Source organism: Lysobacter sp. Soil_N_51 (assembly GCF_057655755.1).
In genome coordinates, this window is sequence record NZ_JBDGLR010000002.1 from 292772 (window position 1) to 318030 (window position 25259).

Annotated in this window: 12 protein-coding genes; 11 read left to right on the top strand and 1 reads right to left on the bottom strand. The window is 63.4% G+C overall.

Features of this window, described 5'->3' with window-relative positions; translation table 11 throughout:
• Positions 1-246: 246 nt before the first annotated feature.
• Positions 247-1518 (bottom strand): MFS transporter, encoded by a 1272-nt coding sequence (locus tag AC3A4T_RS04250; protein WP_487674251.1) that lies wholly within the window; start codon positions 1516-1518, stop codon positions 247-249.
• 880 nt (positions 1519-2398) lie between these two features.
• Between AC3A4T_RS04250 and AC3A4T_RS04255 the strand changes: the two genes are divergently transcribed.
• From AC3A4T_RS04255 to AC3A4T_RS04305, 11 genes are all read left to right on the top strand, one after another.
• A complete protein-coding gene (locus AC3A4T_RS04255; protein WP_487674252.1) occupies positions 2399-3622 on the top strand; it encodes a M48 family metalloprotease in 1224 nt (407 codons plus the stop codon).
• Positions 3619-9129, top strand: coding sequence for an AAA domain-containing protein (locus AC3A4T_RS04260; protein ID WP_487674253.1), 5511 nt, complete (start codon positions 3619-3621; stop codon positions 9127-9129). Before AC3A4T_RS04255 ends, AC3A4T_RS04260 begins: the two co-directional genes overlap by 4 nt.
• A 133-nt stretch (positions 9130-9262) precedes the next feature.
• Positions 9263-9940 (top strand): DsbA family oxidoreductase, encoded by a 678-nt coding sequence (locus tag AC3A4T_RS04265; protein WP_487674254.1) that lies wholly within the window; start codon positions 9263-9265, stop codon positions 9938-9940.
• 963 nt (positions 9941-10903) lie between these two features.
• Entirely contained in the window at positions 10904-11914 is a 1011-nt protein-coding gene (locus tag AC3A4T_RS04270) for a hypothetical protein (RefSeq protein ID WP_487674255.1), read from the top strand.
• Between the two features lie 252 nt (positions 11915-12166).
• A complete protein-coding gene (locus tag AC3A4T_RS04275) occupies positions 12167-17068 on the top strand; it encodes an RHS repeat-associated core domain-containing protein (RefSeq protein WP_487674256.1) in 4902 nt (1633 codons plus the stop codon).
• Between the two features lie 497 nt (positions 17069-17565).
• Positions 17566-17997 (top strand): hypothetical protein, encoded by a 432-nt coding sequence (locus AC3A4T_RS04280; protein WP_487674257.1) that lies wholly within the window; start codon positions 17566-17568, stop codon positions 17995-17997.
• A 216-nt stretch (positions 17998-18213) separates the two neighbouring features.
• Positions 18214-18372, top strand: a complete 159-nt coding sequence (locus AC3A4T_RS04285; RefSeq protein WP_487674258.1) for a hypothetical protein — start codon at positions 18214-18216, stop codon at positions 18370-18372.
• Positions 18373-18729: 357 nt separating this feature from the next.
• A complete protein-coding gene (locus AC3A4T_RS04290; protein WP_487674259.1) occupies positions 18730-19926 on the top strand; it encodes an efflux RND transporter periplasmic adaptor subunit in 1197 nt (398 codons plus the stop codon).
• Positions 19927-19938: 12 nt separating this feature from the next.
• Positions 19939-23133: an efflux RND transporter permease subunit gene (locus AC3A4T_RS04295; RefSeq protein ID WP_487674260.1), complete on the top strand. Its 3195-nt coding sequence runs from the start codon at positions 19939-19941 to the stop codon at positions 23131-23133.
• Entirely contained in the window at positions 23126-24565 is a 1440-nt protein-coding gene (locus AC3A4T_RS04300) for an efflux transporter outer membrane subunit (protein WP_487674261.1), read from the top strand. The genes AC3A4T_RS04295 and AC3A4T_RS04300 overlap by 8 nt, the downstream gene beginning before the upstream one ends.
• Complete coding sequence (locus AC3A4T_RS04305; RefSeq protein WP_487674262.1) at positions 24562-25182, top strand: TetR/AcrR family transcriptional regulator; 621 nt, start codon at positions 24562-24564, stop codon at positions 25180-25182. The genes AC3A4T_RS04300 and AC3A4T_RS04305 overlap by 4 nt, the downstream gene beginning before the upstream one ends.
• The last annotated feature ends 77 nt before the right edge of the window (positions 25183-25259 follow it).

The following is a 25259-nucleotide window of genomic DNA, read 5'->3' on the forward strand; positions in this document are numbered from 1 at the left end:
GTGTGGTGCGATTCACGCGGATGAATGGAGCCGGGAATGGGGAATTGGGAATGGGGAATCGGAAAGCTTTGGAAACGGGACAACGAAAAAGGCGGCCAGTTGGCCGCCTTCCGGAGTCGATTCGATTGGTAGGGATTTGTCATCGCATTGCAACGGCGCCTGGCTACATCGGTTGCGATACAGACGGTTGTCGTTCGTCGCGCGAACCGATCGCCGACTTGGCCATGCAATGCAATCACGATCGGACTACCAGCTGTCCTCCAGCATCCGCGGCTTGCACGCCATGCGTCCGCCGATCACCAGGATCACCAGACAGGCGCCGAGCATCGCGAACGGCCATACCCAGCCATGGCTGAGTTCGTGCAGCCAGCCGAATGCGAGCGGGCCCAGGCAGCTGATGGTGTAACCCAGGCCCTGCATGAAACCCGACAGCGCGGCCGAACCGGCCGGCGAGCGCGTGCGCAGATTGATCAGGGTCAACGCCAGCGGGAAGGTGCTCGGACCCAGGCCGATCAGGCCGACCCAGACGTAGGTGCCGTGCATCGGCGCCAGCAGCAGGCCGGCGAAGCCGCCGAGGTAAGCCAACACGCACACCAGCACGATCGGAAACGGATTGGCCACCCGCACCGCCAGCGCCGGCATGCACAGCGCGCTGATCATGCCCAGGGTCGAGAACAGCGCGACCATGCTGCCGCCCAGCGCGGGGCTGCCGCCGGCTTCGATCAGCAGCTTGGGCAACCAGGTGAACATCGAATAGGTGATCAACGAGGTCATGCCGAACATCAGCGCCATGCCCCAGGCCACCGGCGAGCGCCACACGCGGCCGCGCGGCGCGCTGGCGGCGAGTTCGGGCGCGGCGTCGTCGCCATGCACGGCATTGTCGTGGGTGCGGGCGAGTTCGCGCGCCGGTTCGGAGCGGCCGCGCGCTTCCATCCACAGCACCGCCAGCCACGGCAGCGCGGCGGCGACCGCGACCAGCGACCACGAACCCAGCGACACGCGCCAGCCCGAGGCCTGCATCAACGGCACCGCCGCCAGCGCGGGCAGGATCGTGCCGAGTTGCAGCACCGTGATGTAGGCGGTGCTGACGGTGCCGACGCGATCGGCGAAATAGCGTTTGACCAGTGGCGGCAGCACCACGTTGCCGATGCCCATGCCGGCCAGGGCGAATGCGTTGGCGAGCAACAACTGCAGCGTATCGCCGACGAAGGCGCGCGCGAGCAGGCCCAGCGCGGCCATCGCCATCGCCAGCAGCGCCGCGCGTTCCAGGCCGATGCGATGGGCCAGCGCCGGGGTCGCCACGCCGAACAGCGCGAACGCGGCGGTCGGGACCATGCCGAACACGCCGGTCATGGTCGCGCCGAAATGAAATTCCCGGCCTAGCGCATCCAGCAGCGGGGTCAGCGAGGTGACCGCGGTGCGCAAGGTGAACGCCGACAGCACGATGCCGGCGAGCACCCAGGCGCGGCCCTGCCACAGCGGGCGGGCGAGGGACGAAGAGGCGGTGCTGACGCTCATGCGGTTACGGATTCGAAGGGGGAGGCGAGATACGCACGGACCGCGCGAGGCGAGGGCGTCGCGCGCAAGGGGCGGACCGATGGCGCCGCTGCGCGGATCGCGCGGGCTGATGGGGCCTGCACAGTGTGCGCAGTGCGCGGTGAAGGCGCCAGGGGCGGCGCGGCAACAGTCAGTTGCGGGAGCAAGAGGGCTATTGCGGCAAAGCCGAGGGGCGCAAGGATGGCCAGTTCGCCGCATGCCGCGCTTTGCTCGGCGTGGCTTTCACGCTGTAATCGCCGCGTGGGTGGGTTCCGCTTCATTTCGGCGGAGCTCAATATCCAGGGGCTTTATCGCAATATGGCTCTGAAGTCTCTGGATCCCCGCCTTTGCGGGGATGACGAGCAAAAGCAGGGGCTCGTGCCTATCCAAACCGCTCAGAACCCTCAAGCCGTCATTCCCGCGAAAGCGGGAATCCAGTGACTTCAAGCGTTCTCGCACGAAAGGCACTGGATTCCCGCTTTCGCGGGAATGACGAGCAAAACCGGCGACAGAGCATCTTGTCGGGCTCCGTCGCGGGAAATGAAAGCACAAAAAAAACGGCGGCCGTCGCGAACGATCGGCAGCCGCCCCATTGCCGGCCGGCGTGGTTACTCTGCGCCGATTTTTGTGATCTAGTCATCGCTCTTGGCGGGGTTTTTCGAAGCGCGCCAGCCCAGAGGACGAGATCGTCGCGACGGCCCGGGCCGGTTCGATCCCGCCCGATTCGGCATGATTCGGCCTGACTCGGCCCGATCGGGCGAGCGACCGGCGCCGCCCTGTATCGTGACGGCTTGACCAAACCATGCCGGCCCGCGGTCGCTCGATGCGGCCGTCAACGCACGGCCCGGAGACCACGAACGCGATGGATGCAGCACAGCCCAAGGACGACGACATCGATGCGACAGCGGACGCGCCACATGCGCTGGCGCCGTTGCCGTATCACCAGGCCCTGGTCGCGCATTTCAAGCGCACAGAACCCGAGGTCTGGGCCTGGGCCTCGTCGCTGAGCGTGCAAACCCAGCACGCCCAGGAACTGCGCACCGAACTGCTGCGCAAGACCTATCGGCTGACCGCCGGCTCGCATCCGCGCGTGCATGAACTCTGCGCCGAAGTGCTCGCGCGCCTGGGCATCGAAGCCAACGTCACCCTGTACCAGGCCGGCGACGGCGCGATGGGCGCGAGCCTGTGGTTCCTGCCCGGCGAGGCGCACGTGGTCCTGGCCGGCGCGGTACTCGAACGCCTCGACGAGATCGAACTGAGCGCGCTGCTCGGTCACGAACTCGCCCATTACAAACTGTGGACGCTCGACGGCGGCGATTATCACACCGCCCAACGCATCCTCGACCACTGCATGGCCGATCCGCAGGCCGCGAGCAGCCACGCCGAAAGCGCGCGCCGCTACAGCCTGCACACCGAGATCTTCGCCGACCGCGGCGCCGCGGTCGCGGCGCAGGCGGCGCTGCCGGCGGTCGCGATCCTGGTCAAGGTGCACACCGGGCTGGGCAATGTCGATCCGACCGCGTACCTGGGTCAGGCCGAAGAAGTCGAACGCGACGATCCGCGCCACAGCCGCGGCGAAACTCACCCGGAAGCGTATCTGCGCGCGCAGGCGGTCGATCGCTGGTGGCGCGGTGCGGCCGATACCGATACCTGGTTGCGCCGGCGCCTGCAGGGGCCGTTGTCGTTCGATCGGCTCGACTTGCTCGATCAGGTCGAGCTGCGTGCGCTGACCCGGCGCTTCATCGCCCGCTTGCTGACGATGCCGGCGCTGAATTCCGAAGCCGCGCAGCAGCAAGCGCGCGGTTATTTTCCCGATTGGGGTAGCGAGGAGCCCGCGGCCGACGACGAAGCGCTCGCGCCCGAGCGCATCGACGACAGCGTGCGCGGCTACCTGCACAGCGTGATGCTCGATTTCGCCTTGATCGACGCCGATCAGCGCGAGGCGGCATTGCTGGAAACCGCGCGTGTGGCCGCAAGCATGGGCAGCCGCGCTGAATTCCTGGCCGCGCTCAAGCGCGACGCCGGCCTGGGCAAGCGCGAACTCGACAAGCTGGTGCGCCGGCTCGATCAGGAGAGCGCGGCATGAATACGCCAACTGTTCCGCCCGAAGGCGCGATGCCCGCCGCGACCAGCGCGGTCCGCATCGACGGCGACACCCTGCGCGCGGTGATCGCGGCCCAGCGCGGCGCGGGCCTCGCGACCGACGACGTGCTGTTCCTGGCCTTGCCGCTGCTGCGCGCGGTCGCGCAACTGCATGCGCATGGCCGGGTCGCCGCGCTCAACGCCGACGACATCGTGTATGCCGCCGACACCGGCCTGGGCCTGCGCGCGCCTGAGGGCCGTTTGCCGACCCTCGATATCGAACACCTGCGCAAGGTCCAGCCGCCACCGGGATCGACCCTCAACATCGTCGGCGAACTGCGCGTCACCCAGGACGCCGCCCGCGGCAGCAGCCTGGAAAACCTGCACACCCAGCACGATCCGGCGCAGCCGATCGAACGCCCGGTGTACCTGCCGGGTTATCGCTGCTGGGAACTCGCACTCGGCCATCACGACGAAATCGGCGACATCTTCCAACTCGGGCAAGTGCTCGCCAGCCTCGCCTGCGGTCTGGATTTCGACGACACCGACGATCTGGACCTGTTCGCCGCGCAACGCCAGAACCTGTTCCGGATCAACCCGCGTCTGAACCCGGTGCTGGCCGCGATCATCGTCGAGATGACCGCGTTGAACCGGCACGAACGCGCAACCGATCTGGCCGAACTGGTGCAACGCCTGCAGACGTACCGCGACCAGCCGATGGGTCTGGATGTCGAACGCGTGTTGTCAGATGCGAAGGGCCACAGCCCGCGCCGCATCGCGGTGCTCTCGCACCTGCGCGATCGATTGTTCGATCTGTCGCGGCGCAATCGCCTGCTGCAATTCCGCGCGACCCAGGCCAGCGTCAACCTGACGATCGCGAGCGTGCCGATCGTGCTGCAACTGGGCAGCATCCGTCCCGAGCAGCTATGCACCTGGAGCGGCGAGTTCGCCAACGAGGTGATCGCCGGCAAACCGGTGAGCCTGCATCGCTGGCTGCGTTTCGACGATCAGCCGTACCTGCCGGCGGCGCTGGACCGCATCGCCCAGGAAACCCGCCGCGACCGCGCCGAGTTCGGTTTCAGCCATCTGCGTCTGGTCGTCGCCTTCCTGCGCTGGCATAACCTCAAGGAAGACCCCGAGCAGCGCTTCGTTTCGCCGCTGCTGTGGCTGCCGGTCGAACTGGTGCGCAAGAAGGGCGTGCGCGACCAGTACGTGATCCAGTGCGAGGACGGCGAGGCCGAATTCAACCCGGCCCTGCGCCATTACCTGCGCCAGCTCTACGACATCCAGTTGCCCGAAACCGTCGATCTGCAGAAGGTATCGATCGAATCGATCCATGCCGATCTGGCCGCGCAGATCCGCGCATCCGAGCCTGGCGTCGAACTGCGCCTGCAGAGCAAGCCGGCGATCGAACTGATCCGGCGCAAGGCGGTGCAGCGCCTGCAGCAATATCAGCGTCGCAGCGGCGGACGCATCAAGCCCGACGCGCAGCGTCCGGATTTCAGTTACGAACGCGAGGATTACCGTCCGCTCGGCCTGGCCCTGTTCCGCCAGCGCGTGCAGCCGAGCCCGTTGCCGCTGCGCGCCGCGGTCGGCGCCGCGCCCATCCCCGAGCCGCAGCGCATGAGCGCGAACAGCGAAGAGATCGAGCACACCACCTACGCGCTGCAGGACGACACCGGGCATGCCTATGCCTGGGACTTCGACCTGACCCAGGTCACCCTGGCCAATTTCAACTACAAGAAAATGTCGCTGGTGCGCGACTACGCGCAGTTGATCGAGGACGATCCGACCTCGGCCGACGCCGCGCGCGGCGGCTTCGACCGGATCTTCTCGATCGAGCCGCGCGAGGTCGATGTCGCGCCGCCGGCGCCGATCGCGCCGGACCAGCAATGGAACGTGGTCGCCAGCGACGCGACCCAGAACGCGGCGGTCGCGCTGGCGCGCGGCGGCCGCAGTTTCATCATCCAGGGCCCGCCGGGCACCGGCAAATCGCAGACCATCACCAACCTGATCGCCGATTACGCCGGACGCGGCCAGCGCGTGTTGTTCGTCTGCGAGAAGCGCGCCGCGCTCGATGTGGTGTTCCATCGTCTCAAGCAGGCCGGGCTGGACGAAATGTGCTGTCTGATCCACGACTCGCAGACCGACAAGAAAGCCTTCGTCCACGATCTGCGCGATTGCTACGAACGCTGGATCGCCCAGGCGCATCAGCACGACGCGTTGACCCAGGCGCGCGCGGCGGTGCACGAGGCGCTGGCCGCGCAGCTTGGCCAGATCGAGCGTTACGAAAACGGGATGGCCGCGATTCCACAGCGATTGGGCGCGAGCGTGCGCGCGCTGCTGCGGCGCGCGGCGGAGTTGCCTGCGCCGGTCGAACTGGGCGCGCGCGAACGCGAGCAACTGCCTGATTTCGCCTTGTGGGAGCGCGAACGCGGCGCGCGCGAAGGCCTGCAGGCCTTGCTGCGCGAACGCTACGGCAACGACCGGTTGGCTGCGCATCCGTTCGCGCGGCTGTCGGCGCGGCTGCTAGGCGGCGAGCGTGCTTACGCCGACACCGAGGCAATGCTTGCAGATTGCAATGAGCAGGTCGATCGGCTCGATGCGGCCTTCGATGACGACCGCAGCCTGCTGACACCGCAGACCACGCTCGCCGATGCAGCCACCCTGACCTCGATGGCGCACAAGCTCGACGACGCGCGTCTGGCGGCGCATCCGGACCTGCTCGATCCGGCCTCGGCCGCGAGCACTCAGTTGCGCCAGGACAGCGAAGCCTTCGAGCAACTCGAACGCCGTCGCGCCGAGGCCGGCAAGCACACCGTGTATTGGAAGGTGTCGTTCTCCGAGCAGGACACGCAAGCGGCGTTGGCGATCGCGCGCAGGGAAGAGCGGTCGCCGCTGCGTTGGCTCAAGCCATCGTGGTGGCGATTGCGCGGGACGATGGCGCGCAGCTACGACTTCAGCCAGCACGCGGTCCGACCCAGCCTGGTCCAGGTGCTGGAAGCGCAAGCCGCGCATCAACATGCCGCCAACGAATGCGTGGCGTTCGAAGAACAGATGCGCGCGCGTCTGGATACGCCGGCATTGAGCCCGTTTCTGCAGACCCTTCAGCTGTGGCGCAACGTCCTGCCGACCTCGCCGATCCTGCGTCGCCTGCACGAACACCTGCTGGCCACGCCCGACCCGGTCGCTTACGCGCAACGCGAAGCCGGTTTCGCCGCGGCCGCGGTGCGTCTGCAGGAAATCGCCCGGGCTTCGCTGGATCTGCCGGACACGCTGAGCCTGGGCGAGTTCGCCGAATGGACCCGCGACCTGCGCGAAAGCCTCGACGACTTGCCCGACGCGCTGCCGCCGCTGCGCGCGATGCACGCTGCCGGCGCGGCGTATGCGCGCGCCCTGCAGCAACTCGACCTCGCGCCGGCGCAACTGGATGGCGTGATCCTCGACGAGTCGCTGGCGCGGCTGCATCGCGAACAACCCGAACTGGCCCGCTTCGATGCGCGCGCCCTGGCCGACGCCGCGCAACGCGCCGCGCGCGCCGAACGCGAGCTGTTGCAGCGCAATGCCGGCGTGGTGCGCGCAACCTTGCATCGCCAGTTCCTCGAACGCGTGCGTCAGTCATCGCTGTCGGCGAGCCAGCTCGATGCCGACGGCAAGCTGTTCAAGAAGCGCTACGCCACCGGCCGGCGCGAACTCGAACACGAATTCGGCAAGAGCATGCGCTATCGCTCGATCCGCGAACTGGCCGGCGGCGACACCGGCCTGGTCGTCAACGACCTCAAGCCGATCTGGCTGATGAGCCCACTGTCGGTGTCCGACACCCTGCCGCTCAGCGCCGACCTGTTCGACGTGGTGATATTCGACGAAGCCAGCCAGATCCCGACCGAGGAGGCAGTGCCCGCCTTGAGCCGCGCGCCGCAGGTGGTGGTGGTCGGCGACGAAATGCAGTTGCCGCCGACCAGCTTCTTCTCCGCGGCCGGCGATGACGACGACAACGAGATCGTCGCCGAAGAGGACGGCGAACGCATCGCGATCAATCTCGACGCCGACAGCCTGCTCAACCAGGCCGCACGCAACCTGCCGGCGACCTTGCTGGCCTGGCATTACCGCAGCCGCCACGAAGCGCTGATCAGTTTTTCCAATGCCGCGTTCTACGACGGCCGCTTGATCACCATTCCCGATCGCGGCCTGGACACGCGCAGCGAACAGTCGCTGAGCCTGCGCGCGGCCGACGAGCAGGCGGCAATCACCGGCGTCGATGCCTTGCTTGCCCGGCCGCTGAGCCACCACCGGATCGAGGACGGCGTCTACGCGAACCGCTGCAATCTGGCCGAAGCGCGCTACATCGCCGGGCTGGTGCGCGAACTGCTGCGCCGCGACAGCGGCCTGAGCCTGGGCGTGGTCGCATTCTCCGAAGCGCAGCAGGGCGAGATCGAATCGGCGTTGGAGGCGCTGGCCGCGCAGGACGCCGACTTCGCCGCGCGCCTGGAGCGCGAATACTTGCGCGAAGACGAAGATCAGTTCAACGGCTTGTTCGTCAAGAACCTGGAGAACGTGCAGGGCGACGAACGCGACGTGATCCTGCTGAGCATCTGCTATGCGCCCGGCGCCGACGGCCGCATGCTGATGAACTTCGGCCCAATCAATCAGCGCGGCGGCGAGAAGCGGCTCAACGTGATCTTCAGCCGCGCGCGCCATCGCATGGCGGTGGTGACCACGATCCGCGCCGAGCAGATCACCAACACCCACAACGACGGCGCGGCTGCGTTGCGCGCGTTCCTCGCGTTCGCCGAAGCCAGCGCGCGCGGCGAGACCGAACGTTCGCAGAGCGTTCTGGGCGCCTTGAATCCCGGTGCCGAGCGCGCGTTCTCCAGCGTCGCGCGCGCCGACGCGGCGCGCTCGAGCCTGGCCAAGGCGTTGCGCGAGCGCGGTCACACGGTCCACGAGCATGTCGGCCGCTCGCAGTTCCGCTGCGACCTGGCCATCGTCGATCCGGCCGGCGAGGGCTATGCACTCGCGATTCTGCTCGATCCACCCGATGCCGCGGCGGCGGACGTGCGCGAACGCTACGTGTTCCGTCCCGGCATCTTGCGTGCGTTCGGCTGGCGGGTCATCGATCTGCCGGCCGCGGACTGGTTGCGCAATCCGCATGCGGCGATCGAACGTATCGAGGCGGCCTTGGCCGTCGAAGAGGCTAGCGATGACGTAGCGGTAGAAGCCGTGCAGTCGATCGAAGCGGTGGCCGAAGCTGCACCGCAGCCCGAACCGATCGCGGCCACGCCGGCATCCGCCGCGCCCGCCTTGCGCGAGTTCGTGTTGCAGCAGGGTGGTTCGCACAAATTCTGGCGGATCGGTCGTGTCGACGGCGAAATGACCGTGGTGTTCGGTCGCGTCGGCACGCGCGGCCAGACCCTGATCAAGAGTTTCGACACGCCCGAGCGCGCCGAACGCGAGATCGTCAAGCTGGTCGAGGAAAAGCTGCGCAAGGGCTATGTCGAAAGTCTTGCGTGATCGATCCGTCGGCCGCGGGAGGTGAGTGCATGGAACGCACCGATCCGCTGATGCGCCGCCGTCCGGCTTGATGCCGGCGGCGGCCGGCCGCATCGTGTGGATTCACACACAACGCCACGCGCGGAGCCGATCCATGAGCCAGTCCCCCGATTCGTCCACGCCGCGGATCAAGATCGATTTCGTCTCCGACGTGGTCTGCCCGTGGTGCGCGGTCGGCCTGAATTCGTTGGAGCAGGCCATCGCCCGGGTCGGCGACGCGGTCGAGGTCGAGCTGCATTTCCAGCCGTTCGAACTCAATCCGCAGATGGCGCCGGAAGGCGAGAACATCGATGAACACCTGGCGCACAAGTACGGCCTGGGCGCGCAGCAGCTGGCGCAAAACCGCGAAGCCTTGCGCGAACGCGGCGCCGCGGTCGGTTTCCAGTTCAACGCGCGTGATCGCATCTACAACACCTTCGACGCGCACCGCCTGCTGCATTGGGTCGCGGCCGAGGGCGCGGCGCAGGAACGCACGCTCAAGCACGCGCTGCTCAAGGCCTACTTCACCGATGGCCGCGACATCTCCCAACATGACGTACTCGCCGCCGTCGCGGGCGAAACCGGCCTCGACGCCGATCGCGCGCGTTCGCTGCTGGCCTCGGACGAATACGCCGACGCCGTGCGCGAGCAGGAGCGGTTCTATCAGAGCCAGGGCATCCGCGCGGTTCCGTCGGTGATCATCAACGACCGTCACCTGATCCAGGGCGGCCAGCCGGCCGAACAGTTCGAAGCGGCGATTCGGCAGATTGCCGGGTTGGCGCCGGCTGGGTGATTGCCTTGCTGGCAACGGCTGCTTGATGGCGATGGGAATCGAGAACTCGGAACTCGGAACTGAGGATTTCGGACTCGGAATCGAAATAGGGACTGGGATCGGATTGAGCCGGATCGAATCCGCTTTTGCTCGTCATCCCCGCGAAGGCGGGGATCCAGAGACTTCACAGTTATGCCTCGGTGAAGCCCTGGGTCCCCGCCTTCGCGGGGACGACAGCAAAAAGCCCAGCCGCACATCGAACAACATCCCACACGAATCATTACGTGGCTTCCGGGTTCTTTTGTGGGATGGAGGTACAGCCCCGCCCAAGATCGCCTCCGCTTTTGCTCGTCATCCCCGCGAAGGCGGGGATCCAGAGACTTCATAGTCATGCCTCGGTGAAGCCCTGGATCCCCGCCTTCGCGGGGACGACAGCAAGAACCAAACCTCACCTTGAACAACATCCCACGAATCATCGCGTGGCTCCCACGTTCTTTTGTGGGATGAAGCGTCAGCCCCGCCCAAGATCGCAGCACAACCCCACTGTGCCGCATCTGCTCGAACGCACCCACTGCCTTGTTAGCAACATCCGCGCTCCGTAGTATCCGCGGCGCGACCGAGGTCGGTCGTACCCCCTCTTTGCCAGCCACGCGCTTAGCCAGCCAGCCTACTTTTTAAGTCGCGGCACTGCCCGGACAAGTCGCCGTGCCACGTCCAGCCCGATCGCACCAATGCGTTGGCGACTGAGCCAACCGCGCAACCTGAAGCGTGATCGCGCCGCATTCGCACGGCCTCACTCTCGTCATCGATTTCCATCGCCGCACCAGCGTCGCATCCCCAAGTGACCTCGCTCCCAATCCCGACATCCACCGTCGCGGATCGGCGAATCTGTGCGCCATCGCGCCTTAGCATCAACGCCCCTGCAATACGGTTGCCACGAAGCACTTCGCATTCTTCGATCTTCCGCAACGCAAGGAGTGTTCGATGATCGGGTTCAGTAGCAGCTCACGCGCGCCCCGCGCCTGGCTCGCAATCGGCGGCCTCGCCGCCGCACTGTTCGCCAGCAATGGCTTCGCCGCCGGCTTGTCCGCGCAATCGCCGGCCGACCGCGCCGCGCTTGCCATGCGCTGGGCCCCGGTGCACTACCAGGACGTGGATCAAACCGGCAGTCACGCATTAGGCGGCGGCGCCGACTACATCACCCGCTACGACTTCGACGGCGACCTCGACGCGCGCAACAACTGGGATCGCGCCGGTCAATCCGCCTATCCACTCGCCGCGCACGCGTACTACTCGGTCGTGGAAACCAGCACCCACTGGTTCATCACCTACCTGTTCTTCCACCCGCGCGACTGGACCGATTCGTTCTTCGACACCGAACACGAGAACGACGCCGAGGGCGTGCTGTTCGCGATCGCCCGCGACGGTTCCACCTACGGCACCTTGAAAGCCGCGGTCACCGTCGCCCACACCGATTTCTTCTCCTACGTCCCGGCCGGCAGCAACTGGACCGGCAACGCCGAAAGCGTCGACGGCTCGCTGTCGTTCCTGACCTACCAAGGCGCCTCGCACCCGGTCACCGCGCAGGAAGCCAAAGGCCACGGCCTCAAAGCCTGGCCGGCCTACAACATCAACGGCGACGGCGTGATCTATTACCCCTCGCTGACCACCGCCGAAGTCCCGTCGAACCCCGACGACCGCGACGTCAAATACAAACTCATCGACATCTTCGAACCCGGAAGTATGTGGGACCAGCGCAACAACAGCTGGCTGTTCGCCGGCTACGGCAGCTTCGCTGGCGATAAGAGCGGCGGCTGCGGGAGTGGGGCGATTGGGTGTAGCACCAATGCGGCGAATGCGCCGTGGGGATGGGATGACGGTAACGATGGGCCGGGAAGGGGGATGTTGGCTGTCGATCCGGTGGGGTTGGTGACGACTTACTTCAGGATTCCTGAAGGCGTGAGTGCATCCTATAGCTACAACCCGTACCGGTAAGCCTCGGTATTGAAGTCATTCCTGTGCAGTCCAGGTGCGGATATGAGCTTGCTTCCGTGTCTGGACGGCGTTGTTTCGCGGTTTCAGCATCGTTCTTGGTTTTTCGCACAGTCGCCGAGACTCGCAAGTGTGAAAAAATTCTGGGAAGCTGGTGCTTGAGCGACGCATCAACGCCGGCCACCGGCGCTCGATGGTTCACTCATCGCCACCACACGACGTCGTAGACAGATTCGCCGGACGGAGACAAGTGTTATGGAAGGACTCGCTCAAGCAACGAAACCACGTTTCGTTCGATACCGTCTGCTTGTGGGGCTGCTGTTGGCGACTGCGACAAGCGTGGCTGGCGCGCAATTCTCAGACGCGGTCTATCAAGCTACTCGTTACACCACTGCCCAGGAGACTCAGAACTTTGGCACATTGGCCGAGGCCGAGGCTTACATCCGAACTGAACCGGCGGTGCCTCGCGGGAACGCGTTTCTTGAGCGTGTCGGTGAAACGATGTCGGGAGACAGTACCGTTTTCAGGTACGCGGTTCCGAGGAGGAAGTACGCGACATATCTGGGTGACTTCTATGATGGGCACGCAACCGGCAATGCTACTGATTGCTCTGGCTTGAAATGCGAATCGGAGGAAGAGATGGTCGCGGCCAGCCTGCGCGCATCTCCATTGAGCAACAATTACACGGCGACCCTGCAAGGCGAGTATTTTTCCCTTCCTCCCAAAGGTTGGATCTCGGAAAACGGCAAAGTCAAAATAATGATGAATCGGACCGGGTTTGATGGAGTTCCGGTCCCGAACCCGCGAAGCGTCATTGCCACCAGCATCGCCACTGGTTCGTCTTATACCTACCCAATAAATCGGGCTGACTTCTATAAATGCCCTGCGCTATTTCATGTTGCGAGCGATCCGACAGCCAGCCAAAAAGGCTCGGCATGGCCTCTGGTTTGCGCGAATGGCGCGACCGCGACTATTAGAAGAATTTCAGGGCAAAAAACGGTGGTGAAGGGCATCTGTACCGATAATGGCAATCCCTGCGCCGCCGATACCGGTAATAAGGCCTATGCGGAGAATGATTTTTCCTGGGACGGCTACCAGTTTAGTCGCAGTTACAATTCAGTCGCCGACTTTTCACTGCTTTCAGGTCTTGGCGATAATTGGTCTCATTCTTTCTCGGAACGCTTGGCGTTGCCTAGCGTGGACAAGGCGGCCTATCTGATCCGGGCGGACGGTTATGTCGAAGACTTCACTGAGATCGGAACCGGGTCTGGCATTTACCGTCCTTCCGCGAGCCTGAATGTGGTGCTGCGCAAGGAAGCCAATCAGGCCGTGATTGACTCCAAGGGCGCCTGGGAGCTGATCCGACCCGACGGAACTCATTCTTGGTTCGGGGGCAATGGTCGATTGCTGCGCTGGGAACATGGCGCGCGCTTTTTGGAGTTCAAATACTGCGGCGGTACCACGTTGGGGCTCGAACAGTGTTTGTCGCCGGATAACCTGATCAAGGTGCTCAGCTCGAGCGGACGTAGTCTTGCCTTGGAGTATGGTGAAGTGCCTACTGGCTCGGGGAATCTGCCCAGGGCTCAACTTCTGCGTATCAAGTCAGATAGCGAAATCCTTCTCGAATATGCCTACGACGGGCAGGGACGTTTGATAAACGCGCGTCATGGCGGCGCAAACGGTGACGGGCGACAGTACGTCTATGCAGAAACCGACTTGCTTTGCCGCGACTGGCAGGCGAACCCGATCGCGTCGTGCGATCCGGCGAACTTTCCTAACCATCTGACTGGTGTGATTGGCGAGGATGGCGCCCGCTTCGCGACCTATACCTACGACGAGAAAGGTCGGGCGACCAGCAGTGAACACGCAGGCGCCACAGGCCGGGTGACACTCGAATACATATCCCCCACCAGCGTCAAGGTCACTTTGCCGACGGGAGCGATCAAGGCATACACCTTCAATACCGAGGTCTTCAAGAGGCCGCTGCAGTCCACGGTAATTGATGCGGTCGATAATTCTATGCAGACGACGTCTGTGGGATATGCATCGGGCAGGTTGTCACATCGCATATCGCCGAATGGCAGCAGAACCAGCTACAGCTATGATGGACTGCATGAGATTTCGCGGACTGAAGGTCTTTCGTCAACAGGAGCCGTGACCACGTACTCGCGTACGACTCAGACAGATTGGAGTTCGACGGCTCATCAGCCGATAGAGCGCCGCGTTCTTGACAGCACGGGCACATTAGTAGCGAAGTCCAAACAGACTTATAACGGCCGCGGTCAAATGTTGACTGCCACTCAGGTGGATGTCTCGAGCGGAGCCGAACGAATCAGCGCGAATACTTACTGTGAAGCAGCCGATGTAGGCAGCGCGGGCTGCCCACTGGTGGGATTGCTTAAGAAAACCGACGGCGCACGCACAGATACCAACGATTTAACGACGTACGCCTACTACGATCAGGACGATCCAGCGTGCGCGACGGCGCCGTCGTTGTGTGCCTACCGCAAGGGTGATCTTTGGAAAGCCTCCAACGCACTCGGTCAAGTGACCGAAACCCTGCGTTATGACGCGGCGGGCCGTGCGCTAATGGTCATGGATGCCAATGGGGTGGTGACCGAGTACGAATATCACCCTCGAGGATGGCTCACAGCCACCAAGATGCGCGGCTCCAACGACGGTTCGGAAACCGACGATGTGATCACCCGCTATGAGTACGACTTGTTCGGACAGGTCAAGAAAGTCATCCAGCCCGATGGCGCCTTCATCCGCTACGAGTACGACGCGGCGCACCGTCTGACCGACATCTACGACAACGCCGGCAACCGCATCCACTACACCCTCGACGCCGCCGGCGCGCGGACCAAGGAAGACACCCGCGACAGCAGCGGCGCGCTGAAGCGCACGTTGTCGCAGATCTACAACCAGCTCGGTCAGCTGAAAACCGCCAAGACGGCCTACGATCACCCGACCGGCTTCACCTACGACGCCAGCGGCAATGGCGATGTCACCACCGATGCCCTCGGCCGTAAGGTCGACAACGATTACGATCCGCTCAATCGTCTGGCCAAGACCTTGCAGGACGTCGGCGGCATCAACGCCAAGACCGAGTTCAAGTACGACGCGCTGGATCGCCTGACCAAGGTCACCGATCCGAAGAATCTCGACACCACGTATGCCTACAACGGCTTCGGCGATCAGGTGCAGCTGACCAGTCCCGACACCGGCGTGTCGACCTATACCTACGACAGCGCCGGCAATCGCAAGACCGAAACCGACGCGCGCAACATCACGCGCACCTACAGCTACGACGCGCTCAACCGCCCGACCGCTGTCGCATACCCGACCACCAGCCTCAACGTGGGTTACGAGTACGACGCAGTGCCCACCGTTTGCGCCGCGGGCGAGACCTTCGCCAAGGGCCGCTTGTCGCTGATGACCGATGCGAGCGGCAGCACCCAGTACTGCTACGACCGCTTCGGCCGCACGGTCCGCAAGGTGCAGACCACCAACGGCAAAGTGTTCGTGGTGCGCTATGCGTACACACTGGCGGGGCAGCTGAGCAGCCTGACCTATCCAGACGGCGCGGTCGTGACCTATCAGCGCGATGCGCAGGGCCGCATCAGCCAGATCGACACCAAGCGCGCGGTTGCGGGCGCGGCGACCGAAGTGTTGTTGAGTCAGGCCACGTATCACCCGTTCGGCCCGACCGCGGGCTGGACCTATGGCAACGGTCGTACCTTCGCGCGTCCGGTCGATCTGGATTACCGCACCACGGCCGTCATCGATCCGTCCGCCGGTGGTCTATCGGTCGGTTTTGGCTTCGATGCGGTCGGCAATATTGACAAGCTCACGCCCGCAGGTGCGACGAATGCGCTGTTGACCTTCAGCTACGACGCGCTGAATCGATTGACCGCATTGCGCGATGGGCCGACCAATACGGCGATCGAGGCGTATACCTATGACGCCACCGGTAACCGCCAGAGCGTCACCACGGCTAGCGGCACCAAGACGTATACGTATCCGACCGACAGCCATCGTCTGGCTCAGGCTGGTGCGGATAGTCCGCGTAGTTACGACGCGAGTGGCAATTCCATCCAGATCGGTGGGAACAGCTTTGTTTATAACGATGCCGGTCGTAGTAGCGAACTCAAGCAAGGGGTCACCCTCGTTCAGACCTACGTCTATAACGGTAAGGGTGAGCAGGTTCGCAAATACACCGCGGCCAATGATCGCTACACGGTCTATGACGAAACCGGCCATTGGCTGGGTGATTACGATGGAAGCGGCAACGCGATTCAGCAGGCGATCTGGATGGATGGTCTGCCAGTTGGGCTATGGGCGGGTCATGCCACTCAGCAGGCGTTGCATTACATCGAGCCGGATCACCTTGGTACGCCAAGAGTGGTGATCGATCCAATTCGTGATCTGGCAGTTTGGAATTGGGATTTGAAGGGCGAGTTATTTGGTGCGACTTTGCCAAATCAAGATCCAGATCAAGATAGTAATATTTTCACGATGGCCATGCGGTTTTACGGGCAGCGTTTTGATGAAATAAGTGGTCTGAGTTACAACTATGCCCGAGATTATGACGCCTCAGTTGGTAGATATGTTCAAAGCGATCCTGTGGGGTTGAATGGGGGGCGTTCAACCTATGCTTATGTTGATAGTTCTCCGCTATCAGGATTCGATCCTTATGGATTAGCAAAATGGACTGGCGCTATGGCTTTGACATTTGTGTCCGTGAAGACCGGCGGGGCAACCAAGAATTTGAATTTTGGTGTTCATTTCGCGTCTATCTCACTTGTAAGTGACTGTATTAGAGGCCAGAAGTGGGTCGTTCATATATCTGAGTTTGGTAGCGGTATAGCTCCAGGTAAGGGCATAACAAAGAGAGGAAGTGTGAGTACGATGACGATTTCCATGGATGATGGAAATCCATTTGGAGCTAGTCCATATGCTTTTAACGGCCCATTTACTTATTATGGAGCTGGGACGAAGTTCTATAGCTTCTTGGCGACACTGGCGATTGGCGATGCTTATGGTAGTGCTGAAGGATGGGGGGCGAGCTCCGATTATTTTGGTGCATGGATGCTTACTGGGTCTGCGACCGTGACTAACGCGCAACCCGTTTTGTGTGAAGAATGCGAAAGGTAATTCTTTTCGCAGTAATGATTTGGACTGCGGGCGCTGTGGCTTGCTTTATAGGGCTGAATTTTTGTTATGCAAGTTTGCGCACGAGTGCCTCGTTCGAGGCCAATTTTGTACATATTGGGGTCGGGCTACTGGGAGAAATTTCGCATATATTTGCTTGTTTACTATTGATCAGATTTATGTGGGTCAAGCCTGGTAGATTGCAAGGTGATTTTTTGTTTTATTTTTTTCTATTCTTGTTTGTGTCGGCTCTGAGTCCACTCGCAGTTCGCCATGGTTTTTTGCGGGGCGGGGAAGAAAAGCCAATCTTTTACTCCGACCCTTGCTTGGATTGTGTGGTCATCAATTTTTTCGACGGTGGCAATTTGCGATAAAGCGAAACCGGGATCAGAGTAGACTTTCGGAGAAGTCCACTTTGACAGCTATTTGTACTGTTCGCTTGAAACAATTCTGGAAAGAGGGCGATGCGCCACGAAAGAATAGTCAGAGGCGCGGCTGGTATGGCAATCGTAGTCGCACTTTGCTATGCGCTGAGTCTGGTGGTATCGGCTCATTACGAAAAAACCAATCGGCCAATCGTTGAGTCGGCGCGAGCGCAATTTTTGAGCATTCCTTTTGCCGCCGGCGATTGGGGTGTGGGCGGCATATCGGTCATCAACCATGATGGGCCGATCGGAGTAAGTCGAAGCGTGTCTTCGTCGCGGTCCGCCGATCAGATCATTGGCTATTACAAGGTCGCGTTGGAATCCATGGGATGGAAGGTCGTTCAGTTCCATCGTTCCGGACAGCGCAGACAGCAGTTAACGTTGTGCAGGGGTGGCGCTTCTTCAGATTTGGCGACAATGCCGTTCTATGAAAAGACTGACTATTCAATTTCACTGGCGCTCTATTCTTCGGGGACTGTTTCCGACCCCTGCGGTATGGTGCGCTGAGAAAATTTTGGTCTGCGAGTGTATTTCGTCGCCGTATGAGCGAAATGTATTTCTGTCCGATACGGGATTAGATCTACGGGGGAACTGATCACGCAGTTCCGTCGCTTCAGCGCCCTGTGAGGGATGTTTCAAATCATTATGCTCTGTCGCATTAAGGAGATTTGATCTCCTGGCGCACTGCTTGCTTGGAAATTCCGTCTTGCCGGAACCCAAGCAATGAGCGACGACGACCGGATCGATCTGAACAAAGTGGCCGCTTCCATGAGTGGCTTGCTGGTCGTGCTCTGGGTTTTTATCGGGCAGTCGGGTCCAGGCGGCAGTTTGCGTATCGATTGCCGTCGGATTCGTAGTGGCGATCAAACGCCTCAAGCGTAAGAAGTCGACAGTACCGACTACGGAAACTATGAACTAGGAGATAGAAGCGCGTGCGGCCGAGGCTTCGTGAGCGCAAGCAGACGGCGTCCGAGCGCTACGTCTTGGCGCGCGGACCGCTACCTCTGCAGCACCCATAGCAAGCCCTGGCTTTGCCCAATCAGCCCTCTCAATGCTGCCCCGCAACAAAAAACCCAACACAATCAAGCACAAACCCCCAAACCCCGCCCAGGCAACCCCTCAGGCCCGCTTGACCGCGCCCATCCAAAAAAAGAGAATGATCGTTCATTCTATGATGTGGCCGCGGTCTGTCTGACCGCAACAACGACCTGAGGCTCCCCCATGCCGTCGCGCAAGTCTATGTCCCGTAACGCTTTTTCCGGCGTGCCCGCTGCTGTTTCCGTGGCTGTCCTGACCCTCGCCCTCGCGGCCTGCGGCAAGGGCGGCGATCAACAAGGTGGGCCTGGCGGCCCCGGCGGTCAGAAGGGGCAGGTCACCGTGGTGACCCTCAAGCCCGAGACCGTCACCCTGACCCGCGAGTTGCCGGGGCGCACCAGCGCGTCGCTGATCGCCGAGGTGCGGCCGCAGGTCAACGGCATCGTCGAGAAGCGATTGTTCACCGAGGGCGGTCTGGTCAAGGCCGGGCAGCCGCTGTATCAGCTCGACGACAAGACCTATGCCGCCGATCTGGAAACCGCCAAGGCCACTCTGGCGCGCGGCGAAGCGGCGTTGAATTCGGCGCGCTTGAATGCGCGGCGTTCCAGCGATCTGGTCAAGATCGACGCGGTCAGCAAGCAGGACGACGAAACCGCGGTCGCCACGCTCAAGCAGAGCCAGGCCGATGTGTCCTCGGGCCGCGCGGCGGTGCAGAGCGCGAGTGTGATTCTCGGCCGCGCGCGCATCACTTCGCCGATCAGCGGCCGTATCGGTAAATCCGCGGTGACGCAGGGCGCCTTGGTCACGGCCAATCAGGCCGATGCGCTGGCGGTGGTGCAGCAGCTCGATCCGGTGCATGTCGACATCAGCCAGTCCAGCGCCGAACTGCTCGCGCTGCGCAAGCAGATCGCCGCCGGCACGCTGACCGAAGCGGTCACGCCGGTGACGATCCTGCTCGAAGACGGCAGCAAGTACCCGCTGGAAGGCAAGCTCGCGTTCTCCGAAGTCACCGTCGACGAAGGCACCGGCAGCTTCCTGCTGCGCGTGGTGGTGCCGAACCCCGACAACATCCTGATGCCCGGCATGTACGTGCGCGCGCAGGTCGGCACCGGCGTGCGTCAGAACGCGCTGCTGGTTCCGCAGCAGGGCATCTCGCGCGATCCCAAGGGCGCGGCGACCGCGATGGTCGTCAACGCCAAGGGCGAAGTCGAGCCGCGCGAAGTGCAGGTCAGTCAGGCGATCGGCGACAAGTGGCTGGTCGAGGGCGGTCTGAAGGCCGGCGACAAGGTGATCGTCGAGGGCCTGCAGAAGATCGGCCCCGGCATGCCGGTCGACGCGACCGAGAAGGGCGCGGCACCGGCCAAGCCGGCCGCGGCTCCCGCCGCCGCGCCGAAGCAGTAATCGGAGAAATTCATGGCACGGTTCTTTATCGATCGCCCGATCTTTGCCTGGGTCCTGGCGATCATCATCATGCTCGGTGGCGCGATCGCGATCACCCAGCTGCCGATCTCGCAGTACCCGACCATCGCGCCGCCGACCGTATCGGTGAACGCGTCCTACCCCGGCGCTTCCGCGAAAGCCGTCGAAAACTCGGTGACCCAGATCATCGAGCAGAACATGAAGGGCATCGACGGCCTGATGTACATGTCGGCGACCAGCTCGTCCGACGGTCAGTCCGGCGTCACCCTGACGTTTGAAAGCGGTACCGACCCCGACATCGCCCAGGTCCAGGTGCAGAACAAACTGCAACTGGCCACCCCACTGCTGCCGCAGATCGTGCAGCAGCAAGGCGTAAGCGTGTCGAAGGCCAACTCGGCGTTCCTGCAGGTCATCGGCTTCGTGTCCGAGGACGGCAGCATGACCGGCGCCGACATCGCCGACTACGTCGCCGCCAACCTGGTCGATCCGCTCGCCCGCGTCGACGGCGTCGGCAGCACTCAGCTGTTCGGCACCAAGTACGCGATGCGGATCTGGCTCGACCCGGACAAGCTCAACACCTACAAGCTGACCCCGACCGACATCATCAACGCCCTGCGCGCGCAGAACGCACAGGTCGCGGTCGGTCAGCTCGGCGGCACCCCGTCGGTGAAGGGCCAGCAGCTCAACGCGACCATCACCGCGCAGGATCGCCTGCAGACCGCCGACCAGTTCAAGAACATCGTCGTGCGCGCCAATTCCAGCGGTGCGATCCTCAAGCTGTCCGACGTGGCGCGCGTTGAACTGGGCCAGGAGGACTACACCACCATCGCCCGCTTCAACGGCAAGCCCGCGACCGGTATCGCGATCTCGCTGGCGACCGGCGCCAACGCGCTGGCCACCGCGCAGGCGGTGCAGGCCGAACTCGAGCAGCTCAAGCCCTCGTTCCCGAAGGGCCTCAAGGCGGTGACGCCGTTCGACACCACGCCGTTCGTGCGCGTGGCGATCGAGGAAGTGATCAAGACCCTGCTCGAAGCGATCGTGCTGGTGTTCCTGGTGATGTACCTGTTCCTGCAGAACTTCCGCGCCACCTTGATCCCGACGATCGCGGTGCCGGTGGTGTTGCTGGGCACGTTCGGCCTGCTCGCGCTGTTCGGTTACTCGGTCAACATGCTGACCATGTTCGCGGTGGTGCTGGCGATCGGCCTGCTGGTCGACGACGCCATCGTCGTGGTCGAAAACGTCGAACGCGTGATGAGCGAAGAAGGGCTGTCGCCGGTCGAGGCCACGCGCAAGTCGATGGACCAGATCACCGGCGCGCTGGTCGGCATCGGCCTGGTGCTGTCGGCGGTGTTCGTGCCGATGGCCTTCCTCGGCGGCGCGACCGGCGTGATCTACCGCCAGTTCTCGGTCACCATCGTCTCGGCCATGGCCTTGTCGGTGCTGGTCGCGATCGTGCTGACCCCGGCGCTGTGCGCGACCATGCTCAAGCCGATCGAGAAGGGCCATCACGCGTCCGACAAGGGCTTCTTCGGCTGGTTCAACGACAAGTTCGACCGCGGCAACAAGAAGTACCAGGGCGTGGTGCGCGGCATCGTCACCCGTACCGGCCGCTTCATGATCGTGTTCGCGGCGATGGCGGCGTTGATGGCGGTGTTGTTCCTGCGCCTGCCGTCCTCGTTCCTGCCGCAGGAAGATCAAGGCTTCCTGTTCACCATCGTGCAGGCTCCGGTCGGCGCGACCCAGGAACGCACCGGCGAAGTGCTCAAGAAGGTCGAAGACCAGTTCCTCGCCGACAAGGCGGTGGATTCGCTGTTCACCGTGCAGGGCTTCAGCTTCGCCGGTAACGGCCAGAACGCGGGCATGGCGTTCTCGCAGCTCAAGCCGTGGGAAGAGCGCGCCACCACCTGGGGCGATCGCTGGCGCTGGATCACCAGCTTCGGCAAGACGCCGATGCCGGACAACAGCGTCAACGGCGTCGTCGGCCGGGCGATGGGCAGCTTCATGCAGATCAAGGACGCGTTCGTGTTCGCGCTGGCGCCGCCGGCGGTGTTCGAACTGGGCAACTCCAACGGCTTCGTGTTCTACCTCAAGGACAACGCCGGGCTCGGTCACGATGCCTTGGTCGCCGCGCGCAACCAGTTCCTCGGCATGGCCGGCAAGAACGAGTCGATGCAGAACGTTCGTCCCAACGGCATGGAAGACACGCCGCAGTTCCGCGTCGACGTCGACAATCAGAAGGCTTCGGCATTGGGCCTGAGCATCGCCGACATCAACTCGACCCTGCAGGCGGCCTGGGGCGGCCAGTACATCGACGACTTCGTCGATCGCGGCCGGGTCAAGCGCGTCTACATCCAGGCCGATGCGCCTTTCCGCATGGCGCCGACCGACTTCAACCGTTGGTACGTGCGCAACGACAAGGGCGAGATGGTGCCGTTCTCGGCGTTCGCCACCACCCGTTGGGAATTCGGTTCGCCGCGTCTTGAGCGTTACAACGGCGTCTCGGCGCTGGAAATCAACGGCGAAGCCAAGCCGGGCGTGAGCTCGGGCCAGGCCATGGAAGAAGTAGAAAAGCTGGTGGCGCAGTTGCCGCCGGGCATCGGTCTGGAATGGACCGGTCTTTCCTACCAGGAGCGCCAGGCCGGCGCGCAGACGCCGCTGCTGTACACGCTGTCGCTGCTGATCGTGTTCCTGTGTCTGGCCGCGATGTACGAAAGCTGGGCGATCCCGACCTCGGTGCTGTTGATCGCGCCGATGGGCATCCTCGGCACGGTGTTGGCGACGTGGATGCGCGGCATGGAGCGCGACGTCTACTTCCAGGTGGCGATGCTCACCACCGTGGGTCTATCGAGTAAAAACGCGATCCTGATCGTCGAGTTCGCCAAGGAGAACCTGGAAAAGGGCATGACCCTGATCGAGGGCACGCTGGCCGCGGTTCGCGACCGCCTGCGCCCGATCATCATGACCTCGCTGGCCTTCGGCCTGGGCGTGTTGCCGCTGGCGCTGGCGAGCGGCGCGGGTTCCGGCGCGCAGCGCGCGATCGGTACCGGCGTGCTCGGCGGCATGGTGGTGGGTACGTTCCTGGGCATCTTCTTCGTCCCGCTGTTCTTCGTGGTCGTGGAGAAACTGTTCGTCAGGAAAAAGCACGCGCCCTCGCAGCAGGGTCCGGCAGGAGCGCAGAGCCATGAGTAAGTTTTCGATTCACGCCCTGGCGCTGGCGATCACGCTGGCGACCACCGGTTGCCTGAGCCTGGCGCCGAAGGTGCCGGCCGCCGATGCGGCGATTCCGGGCGAATGGCCGTTGCCGCCGACCACCCAGGCTTTCACCGGCGCGATGCCGGCGGCGGACGGCTCGCAGCCGGCCGCGGCCGGCACGGTCGCCGACATCGGCTGGCGCGATTTCTTCGCCGACCAGAATCTGGAAACGCTGATCGGCCGCGCGCTGGAGAACAACCGCGATCTGCGCGTGGCCGTGCTCAACGTCGAGAAGGCGCGCGCGCAGTACCGCATCCAGCGCGCGGACCGCGTTCCGGGTGTCAGCGCGATCGGCCAGTTGCAGCGCAGCGGCGGCGACAATCAGCCGGTCACCGATGCCTACACCGCCGGTCTGGGCATCACCAACTTCGAACTGGATCTGTTCGGTCGCGTGCGCAGCCTGAGCCAGTCGGCTTTGCAGCGTTACTTCGCCGAAGAAGAAGCGCGTCGCAGCGCCCAGCTGAGCCTGATCGGCGAGGTAGCCAATGCGTACCTCACCCTGGCCGCCGATCGCGAACTGTTGTCGGTGTCGGAAGCGACCTTGAAGAATCAGCAGGCGGCCTACGACCTGACCGAAAAGCGTCGCGAACTGGGCGCGGTCTCGGGCCTGGAAGTGAGCCAGGCGCGGACTCAGGTCGAGCAGGCGCGCGCCGATGCGGCGCGTTATGCCGGGCAGGTGGCGCAGGACATCAACGCGCTCAATCTGCTGGTCGGCGAACCGGTCGATCCGGCGTTGTTGCCCCAGCGTCTGACCGATGAAGTCAGCGGCGTAGGCGCATTGCCGTCCGGACTGCCGTCGGAAGTGCTGCTGCGTCGTCCCGACGTGCTGCAGGCCGAGCACAACCTGCTCGCGGCCAACGCCAACATCGGCGCCGCGCGCGCCGCGTTCTTCCCGTCGATCAGCCTGACCGGTCTGTTCGGCAGCGCCAGCACCGAACTGTCGGGCTTGTTCGATTCGAACACGCGCGCCTGGTCGGTCAATCCGGTGATCAATATTCCGATCTTCCAGGGCGGCAAGCTGCGCGCGGGGCTGGCCTCGGCGAAGGCCGACCAGCAGATCGCGTTGGCGCAGTACGAAAAGGCGATCCAGTCGGGTTTCCGCGATGTCGCCGATGCGTTGGCGCTGACCAAGACCCTGGCCGAACAGCGGCAGGCGCAGGAAGCGCTGGTCGAAGCGGCTTCGCGCGCCGATCAGCTTTCGACCGCGCGTTACAAGGCCGGCCGCGACAGCTACCTCAATCAGCTCGATGCGCAGCGCACGCTGTACGCCGCGCAACAGGGACTGGTGACCACGCGCCTGAGCGAGCAGGTCAATCGGGTGACGCTCTACAAAGTCCTTGGAGGTGGCTGGAACGAGCGCAGCCAATGAACACCGCGGGCAAGCCCACCGCCAAGGCCGAGGCGCGCGCGCAGGCTCAGCGCGAGCGCATCCTGGTCGCGGCGCAGAAATGCTTCGTCGTGCATGGCTTCCATGCCGCGAGCATGGCCAACATCGCCGATACGGCCGGCATGAGCGCCGGCCTGATCTACCGCTATTTCAAGGGTAAGAACGACATCATCCTGGCCATCATCGAGCGCCAGCTCGAAGAGGCCAGGGCCGATGTGGCCAAGCTGCACGCGACCAGCGATCTGGTCGCAGGCATCGCCGAAGTGTTCCAGCAATGGCAGGCGAACGATCCCAACATCACCAGCGCGGCCTTGTTTCTGGAACTGACCGCCGAGGCCACGCGCGATCCCGAAATCGCCGCGGCCACGCACGCGTCCGACAAGGTGTTCCGCGCCGATCTGGCGGCGTGGTTCGAGCGCAGTTCCAAGGACGGCGGCCTGGGCGTGCCGAAGCAGGAAGTCGACACCCGCGTGTTGATGCTGCAATGCCTGATCGAAGGTCTGGCGATGCGCGCGATCTCGCAGCCGGACTTGAGCGTGGAGCAGGTGAAGACCGCGCTGGAGCGGTTTCTGCCGAGTCTGTTGTCGGCTCAGGTTTGAGGCGCGGCGATCGGGCGGGGTAGGAATCGGGAATCGGTTTTAGATTCGCTGGGAAGTAATAGTTCACGAAAGAGGCC

Excerpts from the sequence above, each read along its gene's own strand:
- AC3A4T_RS04250 (WP_487674251.1), bottom strand. The coding sequence starts at position 1,518 with ATGAGCGTCAGCACCGCCTCTTCGTCCCTCGCCCGCCCGCTGTGGCAG.
- AC3A4T_RS04255 (WP_487674252.1), top strand. The coding sequence starts at position 2,399 with ATGGATGCAGCACAGCCCAAGGACGACGACATCGATGCGACAGCGGAC.
- AC3A4T_RS04260 (WP_487674253.1), top strand. The coding sequence starts at position 3,619 with ATGAATACGCCAACTGTTCCGCCCGAAGGCGCGATGCCCGCCGCGACC.
- AC3A4T_RS04265 (WP_487674254.1), top strand. The coding sequence starts at position 9,263 with ATGAGCCAGTCCCCCGATTCGTCCACGCCGCGGATCAAGATCGATTTC.
- AC3A4T_RS04270 (WP_487674255.1), top strand. The coding sequence starts at position 10,904 with ATGATCGGGTTCAGTAGCAGCTCACGCGCGCCCCGCGCCTGGCTCGCA.
- AC3A4T_RS04275 (WP_487674256.1), top strand. The coding sequence starts at position 12,167 with ATGGAAGGACTCGCTCAAGCAACGAAACCACGTTTCGTTCGATACCGT.
- AC3A4T_RS04280 (WP_487674257.1), top strand. The coding sequence starts at position 17,566 with ATGGCAATCGTAGTCGCACTTTGCTATGCGCTGAGTCTGGTGGTATCG.
- AC3A4T_RS04285 (WP_487674258.1), top strand. The coding sequence starts at position 18,214 with ATGAGCGACGACGACCGGATCGATCTGAACAAAGTGGCCGCTTCCATG.
- AC3A4T_RS04290 (WP_487674259.1), top strand. The coding sequence starts at position 18,730 with ATGTCCCGTAACGCTTTTTCCGGCGTGCCCGCTGCTGTTTCCGTGGCT.
- AC3A4T_RS04295 (WP_487674260.1), top strand. The coding sequence starts at position 19,939 with ATGGCACGGTTCTTTATCGATCGCCCGATCTTTGCCTGGGTCCTGGCG.
- AC3A4T_RS04300 (WP_487674261.1), top strand. The coding sequence starts at position 23,126 with ATGAGTAAGTTTTCGATTCACGCCCTGGCGCTGGCGATCACGCTGGCG.
- AC3A4T_RS04305 (WP_487674262.1), top strand. The coding sequence starts at position 24,562 with ATGAACACCGCGGGCAAGCCCACCGCCAAGGCCGAGGCGCGCGCGCAG.